This window comes from Moraxella lacunata (genome assembly GCF_900453205.1).
GTDB classification, from domain to species: Bacteria; Pseudomonadota; Gammaproteobacteria; order Pseudomonadales; family Moraxellaceae; genus Moraxella; species Moraxella lacunata_B.
In genome coordinates, this window is the sequence record NZ_UGQU01000002.1 from 458709 (window position 1) to 471291 (window position 12583).

Annotated in this window: 14 protein-coding genes and 1 pseudogene; 10 read left to right on the top strand and 5 right to left on the bottom strand. The window is 48.3% G+C overall.

Annotation, left to right across the window (positions count from 1 at the left end; all coding sequences use genetic code 11):
- Positions 1-2 precede the first annotated feature (2 nt).
- Complete coding sequence (gene mraY / locus DX073_RS07655; protein ID WP_115007150.1) at positions 3-1112, top strand: phospho-N-acetylmuramoyl-pentapeptide-transferase; 1110 nt, start codon at positions 3-5, stop codon at positions 1110-1112.
- Positions 1113-1203: 91 nt separating this feature from the next.
- Here mraY and DX073_RS07660 read toward each other — a convergent pair.
- Positions 1204-2429: pseudogene (locus DX073_RS07660) on the bottom strand (aromatic amino acid transporter).
- A 195-nt stretch (positions 2430-2624) separates the two neighbouring features.
- Between DX073_RS07660 and DX073_RS07665 the strand changes: the two are divergent.
- The gene (locus tag DX073_RS07665; RefSeq protein ID WP_115007152.1) at positions 2625-3248 is read left to right on the top strand and encodes a PH domain-containing protein; all 624 of its coding nucleotides are present in this window, start codon (positions 2625-2627) and stop codon (positions 3246-3248) included.
- A gap of 63 nt (positions 3249-3311) precedes the next feature.
- On the opposite strand, the gene DX073_RS07670 is transcribed toward DX073_RS07665, so the two are convergent.
- Together DX073_RS07670 and DX073_RS15055 are read right to left on the bottom strand one after the other, a co-directional pair.
- Positions 3312-4508: an amino acid aminotransferase gene (locus DX073_RS07670; protein WP_115007154.1), complete on the bottom strand. Its 1197-nt coding sequence runs from the start codon at positions 4506-4508 to the stop codon at positions 3312-3314.
- Positions 4509-4614: 106 nt separating this feature from the next.
- On the bottom strand, positions 4615-4749 hold the full coding sequence (locus DX073_RS15055; protein ID WP_404932929.1) for a hypothetical protein: 135 nt from the start codon (positions 4747-4749) through the stop codon (positions 4615-4617).
- Here DX073_RS15055 and DX073_RS15060 point away from each other — a divergent pair.
- The gene (locus tag DX073_RS15060) at positions 4741-4902 is read left to right on the top strand and encodes a hypothetical protein (RefSeq protein ID WP_404932930.1); all 162 of its coding nucleotides are present in this window, start codon (positions 4741-4743) and stop codon (positions 4900-4902) included. The two genes, DX073_RS15055 and DX073_RS15060, sit on opposite strands and share 9 nt — an antisense overlap.
- A gap of 4 nt (positions 4903-4906) precedes the next feature.
- On the opposite strand, the gene DX073_RS14710 is transcribed toward DX073_RS15060, so the two are convergent.
- Both DX073_RS14710 and DX073_RS07680 read right to left on the bottom strand, forming a co-directional pair.
- Entirely contained in the window at positions 4907-5029 is a 123-nt protein-coding gene (locus DX073_RS14710) for a hypothetical protein (RefSeq protein WP_258556906.1), read from the bottom strand.
- A 127-nt stretch (positions 5030-5156) separates the two neighbouring features.
- A complete protein-coding gene (locus tag DX073_RS07680) occupies positions 5157-6074 on the bottom strand; it encodes a LysR family transcriptional regulator (RefSeq protein ID WP_079324733.1) in 918 nt (305 codons plus the stop codon).
- A gap of 170 nt (positions 6075-6244) precedes the next feature.
- Between DX073_RS07680 and recN the strand changes: the two genes are divergently transcribed.
- From recN to menA, 7 genes are all read left to right on the top strand, one after another.
- Positions 6245-7921 carry a DNA repair protein RecN gene (gene recN / locus DX073_RS07685; protein WP_115007158.1) on the top strand — a complete coding sequence of 559 codons (1677 nt, stop codon included), beginning with the start codon at positions 6245-6247 and terminating at the stop codon, positions 7919-7921.
- Positions 7922-8054: 133 nt separating this feature from the next.
- Entirely contained in the window at positions 8055-8561 is a 507-nt protein-coding gene (locus tag DX073_RS07690; RefSeq protein WP_228144943.1) for a YqgE/AlgH family protein, read from the top strand.
- A gap of 87 nt (positions 8562-8648) precedes the next feature.
- Positions 8649-9134, top strand: a complete 486-nt coding sequence (gene ruvX / locus DX073_RS07695) for a Holliday junction resolvase RuvX (protein WP_065255074.1) — start codon at positions 8649-8651, stop codon at positions 9132-9134.
- A 70-nt stretch (positions 9135-9204) separates the two neighbouring features.
- The gene (locus tag DX073_RS07700) at positions 9205-9732 is read left to right on the top strand and encodes a hypothetical protein (RefSeq protein WP_258556907.1); all 528 of its coding nucleotides are present in this window, start codon (positions 9205-9207) and stop codon (positions 9730-9732) included.
- A gap of 55 nt (positions 9733-9787) precedes the next feature.
- On the top strand, positions 9788-10666 hold the full coding sequence (locus DX073_RS07705) for a 23S rRNA (adenine(2030)-N(6))-methyltransferase RlmJ (RefSeq protein ID WP_115007160.1): 879 nt from the start codon (positions 9788-9790) through the stop codon (positions 10664-10666).
- 147 nt (positions 10667-10813) lie between these two features.
- Positions 10814-11617: a CDP-diacylglycerol--serine O-phosphatidyltransferase gene (gene pssA, locus DX073_RS07710; protein ID WP_115007162.1), complete on the top strand. Its 804-nt coding sequence runs from the start codon at positions 10814-10816 to the stop codon at positions 11615-11617.
- A 40-nt stretch (positions 11618-11657) separates the two neighbouring features.
- On the top strand, positions 11658-12578 hold the full coding sequence (menA, locus tag DX073_RS07715) for a 1,4-dihydroxy-2-naphthoate octaprenyltransferase (RefSeq protein ID WP_115007164.1): 921 nt from the start codon (positions 11658-11660) through the stop codon (positions 12576-12578).
- Positions 12579-12583: the final 5 nt, after the last annotated feature.

Below are 12583 nucleotides of genomic sequence, written 5' to 3' on the forward strand. Positions count from 1 at the left end.
CGATGTTATATTGGCTCATTGATTATTTTGACATTTTGTATCGCCAAACCATTGCGTCTTTGGGGCTAAGGAGCTTGCTTGCGGTCATGACGAGCATGGCGATTGTGCTGATGGCGGGCAAGCCTGTCATCGCCTACCTGCGTAACCTAAAATACGGTCAAGCGGTACGCACAGACGGCCCAAAAACGCACCTTGTCAAGCAAGGCACGCCAACGATGGGCGGTGTGCTGATTTTGTTTGCCATTGGGATTTCGACTTTGCTTTGGGCAAATTTGACCAACCCTTATGTGTGGATTTTGATGGCGGTCATGGTCATCTTTGGGGCGGTCGGCTGGCGTGATGACTGGCTAAAAATCAAGCACAAAAACCCCCAAGGCTTGGTCGCCAAAAAGAAATACTTTTGGTTGTCGGTGGGAGCGTTGCTCGCTGGTGGGTCGCTTTACTATATCTCTTTACAACAAAACCCCACCACCATGCACGCCATGCAGGATTTGCTTATTCCTGCCTTTAAAAATCTGTACATTCCCTTGTCTGTCATACCCTTTGGGCTTGGCTTTATTACGCTCACCTATTTTGCCATTAACGGCACGTCCAATGCGGTCAATTTAACAGACGGCTTGGATGGCTTGGTCGCCTTGCCTGTGGTGCTGGTGTCGGCAGGGCTTGGGGTGTTTGCTTATGTGTCGGGTCATGTGGAATGGGCAAATTATCTGTCCGTGCCGTATATCGCTTATAACAGCGAAGTGGTTGTGGTCTGTGCGTCCATGATTGGGGCGTGTTTGGGCTTTTTGTGGTACAACGCCGCCCCTGCCGAGGTGTTTATGGGCGATGTGGGGGCGTTGAGCCTAGGCGGTATGCTTGGCACGATTGCGGTGATGACACGTCAAGAGATTGCCTTTATCCTAATGGGCGGTATTTTTGTCATGGAAGCCTTGTCGGTCATTATCCAAGTCGGCTCGTACAAACTGCGTAAAAAACGGGTCTTTTTGATGGCACCTTTGCACCACCATTTTGAAGAAATGGGACTAAAAGAAACCAAGGTTGTGATACGTTTTTGGATTGTGTGTATCATCCTTGTGGTGCTGGCACTCATGACATTAAAATTAAGATAAAATAAAAAGCCCTGCGGAGATGCGGGGCTTTTTGTGGGGTGTGAGTTTTGTTTTAAAACCAAACATCCTTGTCTGATTTAACTTTACCAATCTATCCGCCAAAACTTGGCACCATGCCCAAATAACCGCCAATTTGGGCGATGATGTTTATTATGCCAAAGACGATGACAAAATAAATCATAAATTGACCGCCAAAGACTCGGTAGGTGCTATCAGGGTGCTTTTGGCGGTGAGCCTTGGCAAGTAGGGCAGGGACGATGACGCCCCACACGGTCAAGGCAAGCCCTGCAAAGCCAATGGCGGTTGTAAAGCCAAACGGGGCAATCAGACTTAGCACCAAAGGCGGTAGGAACACCACCGCCACCGCATAGGCTCGCCCTGTCTTGTCATCGCCAAACCCAAAAAAATCACTCAAAAAGTCAAACAATCCCAACGCCACGCCCAAAAAGGAACTGGTCAATGCCATGTAAGCAAATGCCCCCAGCATGGTGCCGATAAAGCCCGATTTGCCAATCGCCCCTAGTAGCGTTGCCACATCGCCGTCTTTGGCGATGACGGGGGCAAAATCGGTGCGTGGTAGGTTGCCTTGGACGACCACTTGCCACAGCAGATAAAACCCGAGTGCCATGAGTGTGCCTATCAAGACCGATTTGGCGACTTTGGCGGTGTCGCCCCCAAAGTATTTGACCATGCTTGGCACGCCGATATGATAGCCAAAAGATACAAGCACCGTGGACAATGCCACCCAGATGTAGGGCGTGTAAGCCGTGCCAGTCGGAGCGTGAGTGTCAAAGAGCGTATCTAGACTAACCGATGACATCATGCCAAAGGCGGAGATAAAAAAGCTGACTATCATGCCAATCATCAGTACGCTTGCCACTCTGTCCACCACCCGAGTTGAGAGCCACACAAACACCGCAAACAGCATGCTGATGATGAGCGAACCTAGGCGTGGGGCGATGTCCGTGCCTGTCAAGGCAGACAGATGACTGGCGGTCAAACCCCCGCCACTGGTAATGTAGGCGTAGAGCAGGATATACAGCACAAAGACGAGCGATAGGCTATTGATGGTGTTCCAGCCTTTGCCGAGCAAGGATTTGACGATGGTTGCAAGGTTGGCACTCGGGGGAATGTAGTGCTGGCTTCTAATATCATAAGACCCGATGCGTACATACAAAGCCAAGTGTAGGCGAACACCAACAGCGACCATGAGAACCACACGCCTGCTGTGGCGGTAGGATTGGCGAGCATGCCCGCCCCAATGGCGGTGCCTGCGATAATCATCGCCCCGCCAAAGACCGAAGGGGATTTTGACATAAATAAACCTTGATAACCTGCCGATGTGGCAAAAGGGGCTATTTTAATCGTTTTTTGGGGTAATTACAAATACGACCGCACCATAAGCCAATAAAAACCAACTCACATCTTTTAACACGATTGTCTTTTAAAATAAAAAATGCTTGTGCTACAATAAATGAGCTTGTTTTAAATCCATCTAAAAAGGAAAAACTCATGTTCAAAAACTTCGCCTCAGACGCTCTTGGCTTGTCCGACATTGGCAAAATCATACCGCCCAGCCAGTTTAACCAAACGGACATTGATGACTATATTTTTCATGAAGATAATGAACGGATTTATTTTGTCATCAAATCAAAGATGGACGAATACTGCTTTACCAACACCGCCTTTATCCATTTAGACGGGCAGTCCGCCACGAGCAAAAAACGTATGCTAAAACGCTATCCTTATCGTTATTTTGCCCCAAGTCAAGTCTCCATTGAGACGGCAGGGACGATGGATTTGGACGTGGAATTAAAGTTTCATTTGGGCGGTTTGGCGTTTAGCATTGACATTGACAAAAGCCAAATCGAAGGCGTGCGAGACATTTATAAGGCATTGACTGCCATTGCCGAGCGTTGTCAGGTAATCCGTCATGATGAGATGGTGTTAGAGAAGACCTTTGAGACGGTAACAGGCATGTTTAATTTAAAAGACGTGCCAGAGGCGGTGATTATGAGCTTGCCTACCGTCATCAATCAAACCGTGCAAAAAGTGGAGGCAGGCTATAACGAACGCCTAAATGCCATTCGCCAGTATGACTTTGGGGTGGTGTTTGAGCATTATTTGCGTGACTAACGGTCAAAATAGGATAAACTAAAACCGCCCCGAAATCACGGAGCGGTTTTTATGGCAAGTGGGTTATTTTAGCACTTCTGCCATACTATTTGCGACATATTCCACGTTGGCGTTATTTAGCCCTGCGATACACATACGCCCGTTTTCTACCATATAAATGGCAAACTCATCACGCAAGCGGATAACCTGCGGAGCGGTCAGCCCTGTAAAGCTAAACATGCCACGCTGTTTGGTAAAGTAGCTAAAATCACGCTCGGGGAGCTTCTGGGTCAATACGTCTTGGAGCTTTTGACGCATTTGGCGGATACGGTCTCGCATCTCGTACACTTCGCCTACCCATTGATTGAACAATTCATCATCGTTCATCACGGTATCCACCACCGCATTACCGTGAGACGGTGGGCTTGAATAGATACGGCGAACGGTGAATTTTAATTGACCAAGCACGGTGTCCGCCTCCGTCTTGGTGGGGGCAACCACCGACAGACCGCCAACACGCTCGCCATAGAGCGATAGGTTTTTGGAAAATGAATTTGACACAAATACGGTCAAGCCTTTTTCTACCGCTAGGCGAATGGCAGACGCATCGCCGTCCATGTCATCGCCAAAGCCTTGATAGGCGATGTCCATAAAGGGAATGAGTTTTTTGTCTTTGATGATGTCAAGCACACTACCCCATTGCTCGTTTGACAAATCCACGCCCGTGGGGTTGTGGCAACAGGGGTGTAGTAGCACCACGTCATTTTCGTTTAGGGTGTTTAAGAACGCACACATCTCGTCAAATTTGACGCCAATGGTCGCTCCGTCATAGTAGGGGTATTTGCCAACTTCTAGTCCCGCCCCTTCAAAAATGCTGATGTGGTTGCCCCATGTTGGGTCGGATACATAGCATTTGGCATTGGGAAACCACTCGTGGATAAAGTCCGCTCCTACCTTTAACGCACCAGACCCGCCCAAGGTAGCAATCGTGGCAACTCGCCCGTCTTTGACGACCTGACTGTCTTTGCCGAACAGTAGCTCTTGGCACGCTTTTTTGTAACCTGCCAAACCGTCCATTGGCAAGTAGCCACGGGGACGGGGCGGGCTTGCGATACGTCCTTCGGCGGTTTTGACGCATTCTAGGACGGGCAATTTGCCGTCTTCGGTGTAGTACACGCCCACGCCAAGGTTTACCTTGATGTCGCCTCGTGGGTCGTTTGCAAATTTGTCCATAAGACCCAAAATCGGGTCGCCAGCATAGGGGGTAACGTGTTCAAACATAACAAATACCTTTGTTGTTGTGGATAAAAACTAAAAAAACTGTGTCAGTATAACGCAAAATCGGGTGGTTGTGGGGGAAATTTTGTTGTTTTTGGAGATACGTTTATCAGCCAAATAACACCGACTGCTTACCATCAATCTCAACAATGAGCTTTCCGCCTAGGGCTTGGACGTATTTTTTGATGGTGGCGTATTCGGGGTTGTCAGCACTTTCCATTTGGCAAATGGCGGATTGGGGCACGCCAATTTTGTCGGCAAGCTCGGCTTGGGTGAGTTTGGCATTTTTGGAAGCTTGCTTAGACGGATACTGACCAAAGTGTCGGCAACTCGCTGTTCTATCTTGTTACGGCGTTCGGTAGGCAGGCTTGCCATGTGGTCGGCTAGGGTTTTGTAAGTTTTCATAGCTCATTATCCTTTAAGTATTCGCCATAAATACGTTCGGCAAGGGGTATCATGCGTTGATAAAAACGTTTGTCGCCTGCACACAGAAAAATGACCTGTCTTTTTGGGTCATAAGCCACGCTTTCTTGTTCGCTTTTGACTTAGATTTGTCAGCCATTCGGTAAAATGCTCGGTCATTAAAACGGTGTACAATTTTTATCCCCTTACCAAAATGATAAGTCAAGACTTATATTTTTTCAACTCATTCTATACCGCCTTGGGTTTACTGACCAAAAAATCCCCAGCGTTATTAATCAAAAATTCCTTAAAGGCAAGAGCGGCAGGCGACAGCGAGCGGTTTTTGTGGGTGTAGAGCAAGAATTTACGTTCTACCACAGGCTCGCTGATGGGTCGCATGACCAGCCCGTATAGTTCCACCCATTCGGCAGCATAGAGTAGGCATAACGTCACTCCAAGTCCCATTCGGGTCATGCCAAGGGCGGTTGAGAGAAAATTAATCTCAAAATCGGGGTTAAAGATACGACTTGAAATATTATTGGGAAGTTCGTTTTGTAGGCTTTTGATAAAAGGTCCATTTAGAGTAATGAGCTTTTCATCAAGTAAGTCCGCCCATGTGATTTCATCTTTTTGGGCAAAGGGGTGGTTTGGCGGTAGTACCAAATAAAAAGGCGAGCTAAACAGCACATCCACATTCAAATCATCAGAATAAGGACGTTCGGGAGCAACCCCCAAATCGGCTTCTAGGTTCTCAATATGCTCAACCACATTATCCACCGAGCAGTCGGTGAGCGTGACCTGAATGTTGGGGTGTAGCTCACAGAACTTGGCGACAAATTTGGGCATGGTGGACGCAGACAACTGCTGAGAGACAGCAAGGCGGACATGTCCTTGGTGTAGTGATTTTAGGTTATTGACTTTTTCGTTGAGTACTGACATCTCGTTGAGTACTCGCCGAGCCTGTGGCAGTAGCCGTGAACCTGCGTCTGATAGGTGTAGTTTGCGTGTGGTGCGGTCAAATAGTTTGACATCAAGATTTTGTTCTAACTCCTTGATCAGACCGCTTAGGGCGGATTGGGTCAGGCACAGTGTCTCGGCAGCCTTGGTAAAACTGTTTTGCTCGGCGACAAGTACAAAGGCTTTTAGCTGGCGTAGGGTGGTACTCATTATTATTAACCTTAATAAATATATAAGATGATATTATAAATGATAATTGCCAAGATACAAGGGGGCGGATAAAATATTTTGGGATTTGATGGTTTACCCGACCAAATTATCCAAACAAGCCCTGATTGTGCTAAAATATCGCAACGATTCATACTTATAATGGAACATTCATGCTAACAGCCCTAACCTTAGATAATTTGGCTTTGATTAAGCACCATGAAATCGTCTTTGATGAGCGTTTTAATGTCATCACGGGCGAGACGGGTGCAGGTAAGTCTTTGATATTGGACGCTTTATCGCTTTGTGTGGGCGGACGAGCTGATGCTGGCATGGTGCGTTTTGGCGAGAGTGAAGCGTCGGTGTTTGGCGAGTTTGATATAACCGATAATGACAAAGTGAGCCAATGGTTTGCCGAGCATGAGCGAGAGCTAGAAGAAGACACACTGCTCATCCGCCGCAAAATCAGTGCCAATGGACGTTCAAAATCATGGATAAATGGCGTGCCAGCGAGCCTTAGCGAACTAAAATCACTGGGCAGCATTTTGGTCAATATCCACTCACAGCATGCAGGGCTTGAACTGCTAAAACCGCAGTTTGTCATCGATTGGCTAGATGATGTGGGGGGCTTGCACACTCTAAAATCAGCGACCAAAGACGCCTTTGGGACATACCAACGCCTAAAAAAAGAAGCCGATGACGCTCGTGCCATGTCCACTCAGCGTGCCGACCGGATGGCACTTTTGTCATCACGTCTAAGTGACATTGAGCCACTCATGGCGGTGGATATTGGCGAGATAGAACAAGAGTATGATGAGCTGTCCAACCTTGAAAATCTCATGCAGTCAGCGGTGCAAGCAGTCACGCACCTAGACAATGACGAGATGAGTGTGTCGGGTCTGTTAGCACGCAGTCTAAAAATCTGTGATAACTTATCGGACAAAAGCCGAGCGTTCGCCGAGTGTAGCGAGCTACTTACCCAAGCGTCCGAGCAGATAGATGACGCGGTGGCACGGCTTATGGACTATGCCGAGCAGTCACTGCCTGACGAAGAGCGACTAAATGAGCTTAATAATCTCATGGGGCTGGCTCATCGCCTTGCCAAAAAATACCACACGACCACAGATGAGCTGACCGCACAGGCAGGGCAGTGGCAGGCGGAGCTGGACAAATTAGAGAGCCTGCCTGATAACGAGACCATGGATGAGCAGGTGGCAGGGGCATGGGATGAGTATGTGAGTGTGGCGGACAAACTGCATCACGAACGCACCAAAATCGCCCCACAAATCGCTGATGAACTGGCTCATCGCCTGTCGGCACTTGCCCTGCCGAACGCCAGCTGTCTCTTTGAGTTTAGCCCTAAAGAGACACATCAGTATGGTGGTAGTGGGATGTTTGACATCGCTCTCATGTTTAGTGCCAATGTCGGCATGCCCATGCAACCGCTACACAAAGTGGCGTCAGGGGGTGAGCTGTCTCGCATGGCTCTCATCATGCAGGTCATGAGTGCAGGCGTGAATCAAGAGACACGCCCGACCTTGGTGTTTGATGAAGTGGACGTGGGTATTAGTGGTGGTACAGCTCAGGTGGTGGGCGAGCTACTAAGAAGTTTGGGCGACCATCAGCAGTTATTCGCCATCACGCACCAAGCACAGGTTGCGGCGGCGGCACACCGTCATATCTTGGTGCACAAAGAGCATGGCGAGCAGACGATGAGTCATTTGTCCATCATCACAGGCGACAGACAGATTGATGAGCTAGCACGCATGTCAGGTGGCGTGAACATCACCGAAGCGACTCGGGCTCACGTCAAGGGCTTGCTTGATGATATCAATAAAGCCAGCTCATAGCTTTACCACCCACAAACCTTGTAAAATGGCGATTTTGCCCCATATTGACCCTAATGATAATGACATCCCCAAGCGAGCTGATTTGAAAAAATTTTCCAACTTAACTCATCATTTTTTATTGCCCAGTCCGTCCATGCCTGATGAACGCTTTGCTGACGCATTGATTTATATCTGTCGCCACAGCACTGACGGGGCGTGGGGATTTATGATTAATAAGCCTCTTGGTGCTTCGGTGGGCGGTTTGCTACACGAGCTTGATTTGCCCGCCAGCCAAAAGGCGATGAACACCCCTGCCATGCACGGGGGCTTTATCCGCCCCGAAGCGGGTTTTGTGCTACATACAGGACTGCCCGAGTTTGCGTCGTCGTTTGCGGTGGGCGAGAACGTATGTATCACAACCAGTAAAGACGTGCTAAGCCTGATATCGGGCGACAGTTTGCCCCACTTTTTGCTTTGCATGGGGTTTTGTAACTGGGCGGCAGGGCAGTTGGAGCAGGAGATAAGCGAGCAGGACTGGCTGGTTTGCCCTGCTGATTTGGAGATATTGTTTCGGGCGAAGTTTGAAGACAGATTGATGTTGGCTTATGATAAACTGGGCATTGACCCTGATAAATTTACCTTGACCACAGGGTTTGCTTGATTTTTAAACGTGATTTTTTAAAAGTTAAAAAGCCAATTTTGCTTTACCTGCGACCAATTTTTTGATTTGCCAAATAATAGGAATTTCATGACAACACCGACTTTGATTTTAGCCCTAGATTTTGGCGTCAAAAAAATGGGCATGGCACTGGGCAACAGCCTAAGTGCAGACGCACGCCCCTTTGACATTTTGGCGATGGACAACGGACAGCCCGACTGGGATAATCTACTGGGCATCATTGAGCAGTGGCGGATTGATGTGGTGGTGGTCGGTTTACCGCTTAACATGGACGGCACTGATTCCATGCTTTCTAAACGAGCGGCTAAATTCGCTCGCCGTCTGGCACACCGTCTGGGCGAACGCCATTTGCCCGTACAGGTGTACATGTATGATGAACGCTTATCATCGCACGAAGCTCGCATGATGGCGTGGGAGCGTGGCTGGATAAAGCACGAGCGAGACCCAATTGATGATGTCTCGGCGTGCTTGTTGGTTGATGGTTATTTTAACTCGCCAGAGCTTGCCCGCTATGTTGGCAGTTATCATGATAATGAGCAAAAAGGCAAAGATTAGGGCGTGCAATTTTATTGAGCATCAAATTAGACAAATCCCACCCCAAAACCACACAAATAAAAGGACACGCATGGATAACCACGCCCCCAACCCAACCGAACCCAACCCCCAATCCAACCCCCAAGCCAAACATCAGAAAATCATCCAAGTCATCACGCAAGCGATGGGGCTTGCCAATGTCAGCGTGTATTTGGGCTATGGGGCGATTGTGTGTTTTTGTGTGTTTGGCACGTTGGCGAGCATGGCGACGTTCAAAGACAGTGGGTTGGTGTATTGGGCGTTTCATTACCTGCCCTATGTGCTGATTGGCTTGTCCATGCCGATAAGTTTGTATCATCTGTTCATTTTGGGTCGCTATCGCATTATCCAAAAGGGTATTTTAAAGATGATTTTGGTGGTGGGCATGGGGCTGCTCGCATTTGCTTTTGCCATGGCAATTAAGGGTTGGGCGGTGGCATTCTACATGAGCCTGTTTTTGGCAATGATTGCGTGGTTTGGCATGCCGTTTTTGTTTCGGGTGAATTTAAAGAAGTTTTTAAATTTTCTAAATAGTCCGACTGATAAAGCCGATGAAAACGAGAATGAAAATAAAAAATAGCCAAAAATCGTGAGTTATGCTACCATAAGTCATTTAAAATTACACGCATTTTCCCATGAATTACAAACACGCCTACCACGCAGGCAACTTCGCTGACGTTGCCAAACACATTTTATTACTCCAACTGCTCGCCCAATTTAGTGCCAAAGCCAAGCCCTTTTATGTGCTTGACGCTTATGGCGGACGTGGGTTGTATTCCTTGGAAAGCGATGAGGCGACCAAAACAGGCGAGGCGGACAAAGGCATTCGTGCCTTAGAAAATGCCGACCTTGGCACACCGCCAAAAGCCATTGCCCAGTATCTATTAGACCTTGACACCGCTCGCAAAACCTATGATAAGCACGTCTACCCAGGTTCGCCTTGGTGGATTGCCAATCACGCCCAAAACCATTCGGACAACGCTCCCTTGCGTGCCGAAGCCTTTGAAGCGGTGGCAGACGAGTATGACGCCCTAAACTATCAGCTTTATCAGCTCCCCATTGGCATTCATCATCGCAACGCCTTTGAAGGTGTGCCTGCCGTGCTACCGCCCAAGGAAAAGCGTGGCATTATCCTGCTTGACCCGCCTTTTGAGCAGGAGCATAAGGATTTTAGCCGTTTAGTAGATTTGCTTGTGGCAAGTCATAAAAAATTTGCCACAGGGACATTTGTACTGTGGTATCCCATTAAGAATAAAGAGGCGGTGGAGCTGTTTTATAAAAAAATGAAACGCACCGACATTCGCCGTCAGCTTGTCTGTGAGCTAAACCTATACCCCAATGACGTAGCAGTGGGCATGAACGGCACAGGGCTACACATCATCAATCCGCCTTGGCAATTTGACGAACACGCCAAAGCCATTTTGCAAACGCTCGCCCCAATCCTAAAACCAAAAGACGCTCCTGCCATGAGCATGGACGACATGGCGGTGGTTAAATGGTTGGTTGGGGAATGATTTTTAAGATATTGTTAATTAAGCGATTAAAATTGGTGTTGTTCAATTCAATGTATTTAAAATTGGATATGTAGGGGCGAATTACATTCGCCCAATATCAAAATATCATAATTAACAACAACCCATTCATTTTAAAAATAAAACACCATGACAACCCAGCCCTCATATTCCCAAAAAGACCCAGACGACCATGACGGCATTACCTTTGAAGTCGTTGAGACCGAACAACACGGCAATCAAAAAAAGATAAGCCGTGGGGTCTATCCCATTCCCAATCTTATCACCAGTGCGTCCATGCTCTCGGCATTTTTTTCTATCGTTGCCAGTAGCGAGGGGCGGTTTGATAAGGCGTGCCTCGCCATTTTTTTATCCGCCATTTTGGACGGCATGGACGGACGAGCCGCCAGACTCTTAAACGCCCAAAGCCCATTTGGTGAGCAGTTGGATAGCCTTGCCGACTGTATCGCTTTTGGGCTTGCCCCTGCCATACTTGTGTATCATTTTGCGTTGCATGAATTTGGGCGGTTTGGGCTTGCGTGTGCCTTTGTGTTTAGTGTCTGTGCGGCGTTTCGCTTGGCAAGATTTAACGTGCAAATTGGCACGGTGGATAAAAAATACTTTATCGGATTGGCAAGTCCTTTGGCAGCGATTTTGGTAACGTCAAGCGTGATGGTGGCAAGAGACCATGGAGCCACCCTTACCCCCCAAACGCTCGCCACCATCTGTGCGGTGTGGACGGTGATTTGTGGACTACTTATGGTGAGCAATGTCAAATATTATAGTTTTAAAGAATTTGACCGCCAAAAAACCCCCTTTGTTGGGCTAATTATTGGCGTGCTTATCATGGGCATTGCCCTATATGACATTCCTGTGGGCGTGCTTGCCATTGGTGTGATTTATGCCTTGTCGGGGTTTTGGACGACATTTATGGCAAGACGAGAGAAAGCCTAAATACCTTTAAAACCCAACCCATAAACCCACTTGGCTTATCATGTCATCTGCCAACTCGCCCATTATCCAATTCTTCCACGCCACTCGCCCACGCACCTATCCCATCGCCATCATGAGCCTTGGAGTGGGGCAGGGCTCGGCGTATCGCACGCTTGGCGGATTTGGGGTAGATAATTGGGTGCTGTGTGTGCTGATTATTTATACCGCTTTGTCTTTGCAGATTTTGTCAAACCTTGCCAATGATTTGGGCGACGGCATTCGTGGCACTGACCAAGACCGTCATCATGACAGCCCAGTCCGCCTTGTCGGCAGTGGGACGGTGTCGGCAAGCAGGTTTCGGGCGTGGCTTGTCCTTTGGCTTATCCAAACCATGATGGCAGGGGCGGTGCTGATTTGGTTAAGTCCTTTAACGGTTTATCAAATCGCACTATTTTTTGGCTTGGGGGCGGTGTCGATTTTGGGAGCATTGGGTTACACCATGGGCAAAAAACCTTATGGTTATCATGCGCTTGGCGAGCTTGCTGTTCTGATTTTCTTTGGCTATGTGGCGGTGCTTGGCGGTTATTATCTACAAACGGGCAGGGCGGATATCGCTCAAAATCTCATCATCGCCACAGGTGTGGGGCTGTTGTCCGCCTGCGTGCTGTACATCAATAATCTGCGAGATACTGACACCGACCGCACCAGTGGTAAGACAACGCTTGCCATTGTGTTGGGTCGCTACCGTATCGTGGGTTATCTCGTCCTTTTATATGGGGCGATGATGTGCTATGGCTATCACGCTGTTGTCTTTGGCGATAGGGCGTGGGTGTTGGCATTATGTTTTCCCCTACTTATCAAGCACACCCACGCCGTCATCACGCACCGCCACAGTCCTGCTCGTTTGGGTAAGGAGCTTGGGGCGATAGTGGGGCTGGTGGCCGTGGTAAATGCTTTGATGATGGGCTTGGTTAGGGTTTGATGTAT

What these genes read in the sequence shown, in the direction of transcription:
- DX073_RS07680 (WP_079324733.1), bottom strand. Translation starts at nt 6,074, where the DNA reads ATGAGTACCACCCTACGCCAGCTAAAAGCCTTTGTACTTGTCGCCGAG.
- DX073_RS07705 (WP_115007160.1), top strand. Translation starts at nt 9,788, where the DNA reads ATGAATTACAAACACGCCTACCACGCAGGCAACTTCGCTGACGTTGCC.
- recN (WP_115007158.1), top strand. Translation starts at nt 6,245, where the DNA reads ATGCTAACAGCCCTAACCTTAGATAATTTGGCTTTGATTAAGCACCAT.
- DX073_RS07670 (WP_115007154.1), bottom strand. Translation starts at nt 4,508, where the DNA reads ATGTTTGAACACGTTACCCCCTATGCTGGCGACCCGATTTTGGGTCTT.
- DX073_RS07665 (WP_115007152.1), top strand. Translation starts at nt 2,625, where the DNA reads ATGTTCAAAAACTTCGCCTCAGACGCTCTTGGCTTGTCCGACATTGGC.
- DX073_RS07700 (WP_258556907.1), top strand. Translation starts at nt 9,205, where the DNA reads ATGGATAACCACGCCCCCAACCCAACCGAACCCAACCCCCAATCCAAC.
- pssA (WP_115007162.1), top strand. Translation starts at nt 10,814, where the DNA reads ATGACAACCCAGCCCTCATATTCCCAAAAAGACCCAGACGACCATGAC.
- ruvX (WP_065255074.1), top strand. Translation starts at nt 8,649, where the DNA reads ATGACAACACCGACTTTGATTTTAGCCCTAGATTTTGGCGTCAAAAAA.
- mraY (WP_115007150.1), top strand. Translation starts at nt 3, where the DNA reads ATGTTATATTGGCTCATTGATTATTTTGACATTTTGTATCGCCAAACC.
- DX073_RS07690 (WP_228144943.1), top strand. Translation starts at nt 8,055, where the DNA reads ATGCCTGATGAACGCTTTGCTGACGCATTGATTTATATCTGTCGCCAC.
- menA (WP_115007164.1), top strand. Translation starts at nt 11,658, where the DNA reads ATGTCATCTGCCAACTCGCCCATTATCCAATTCTTCCACGCCACTCGC.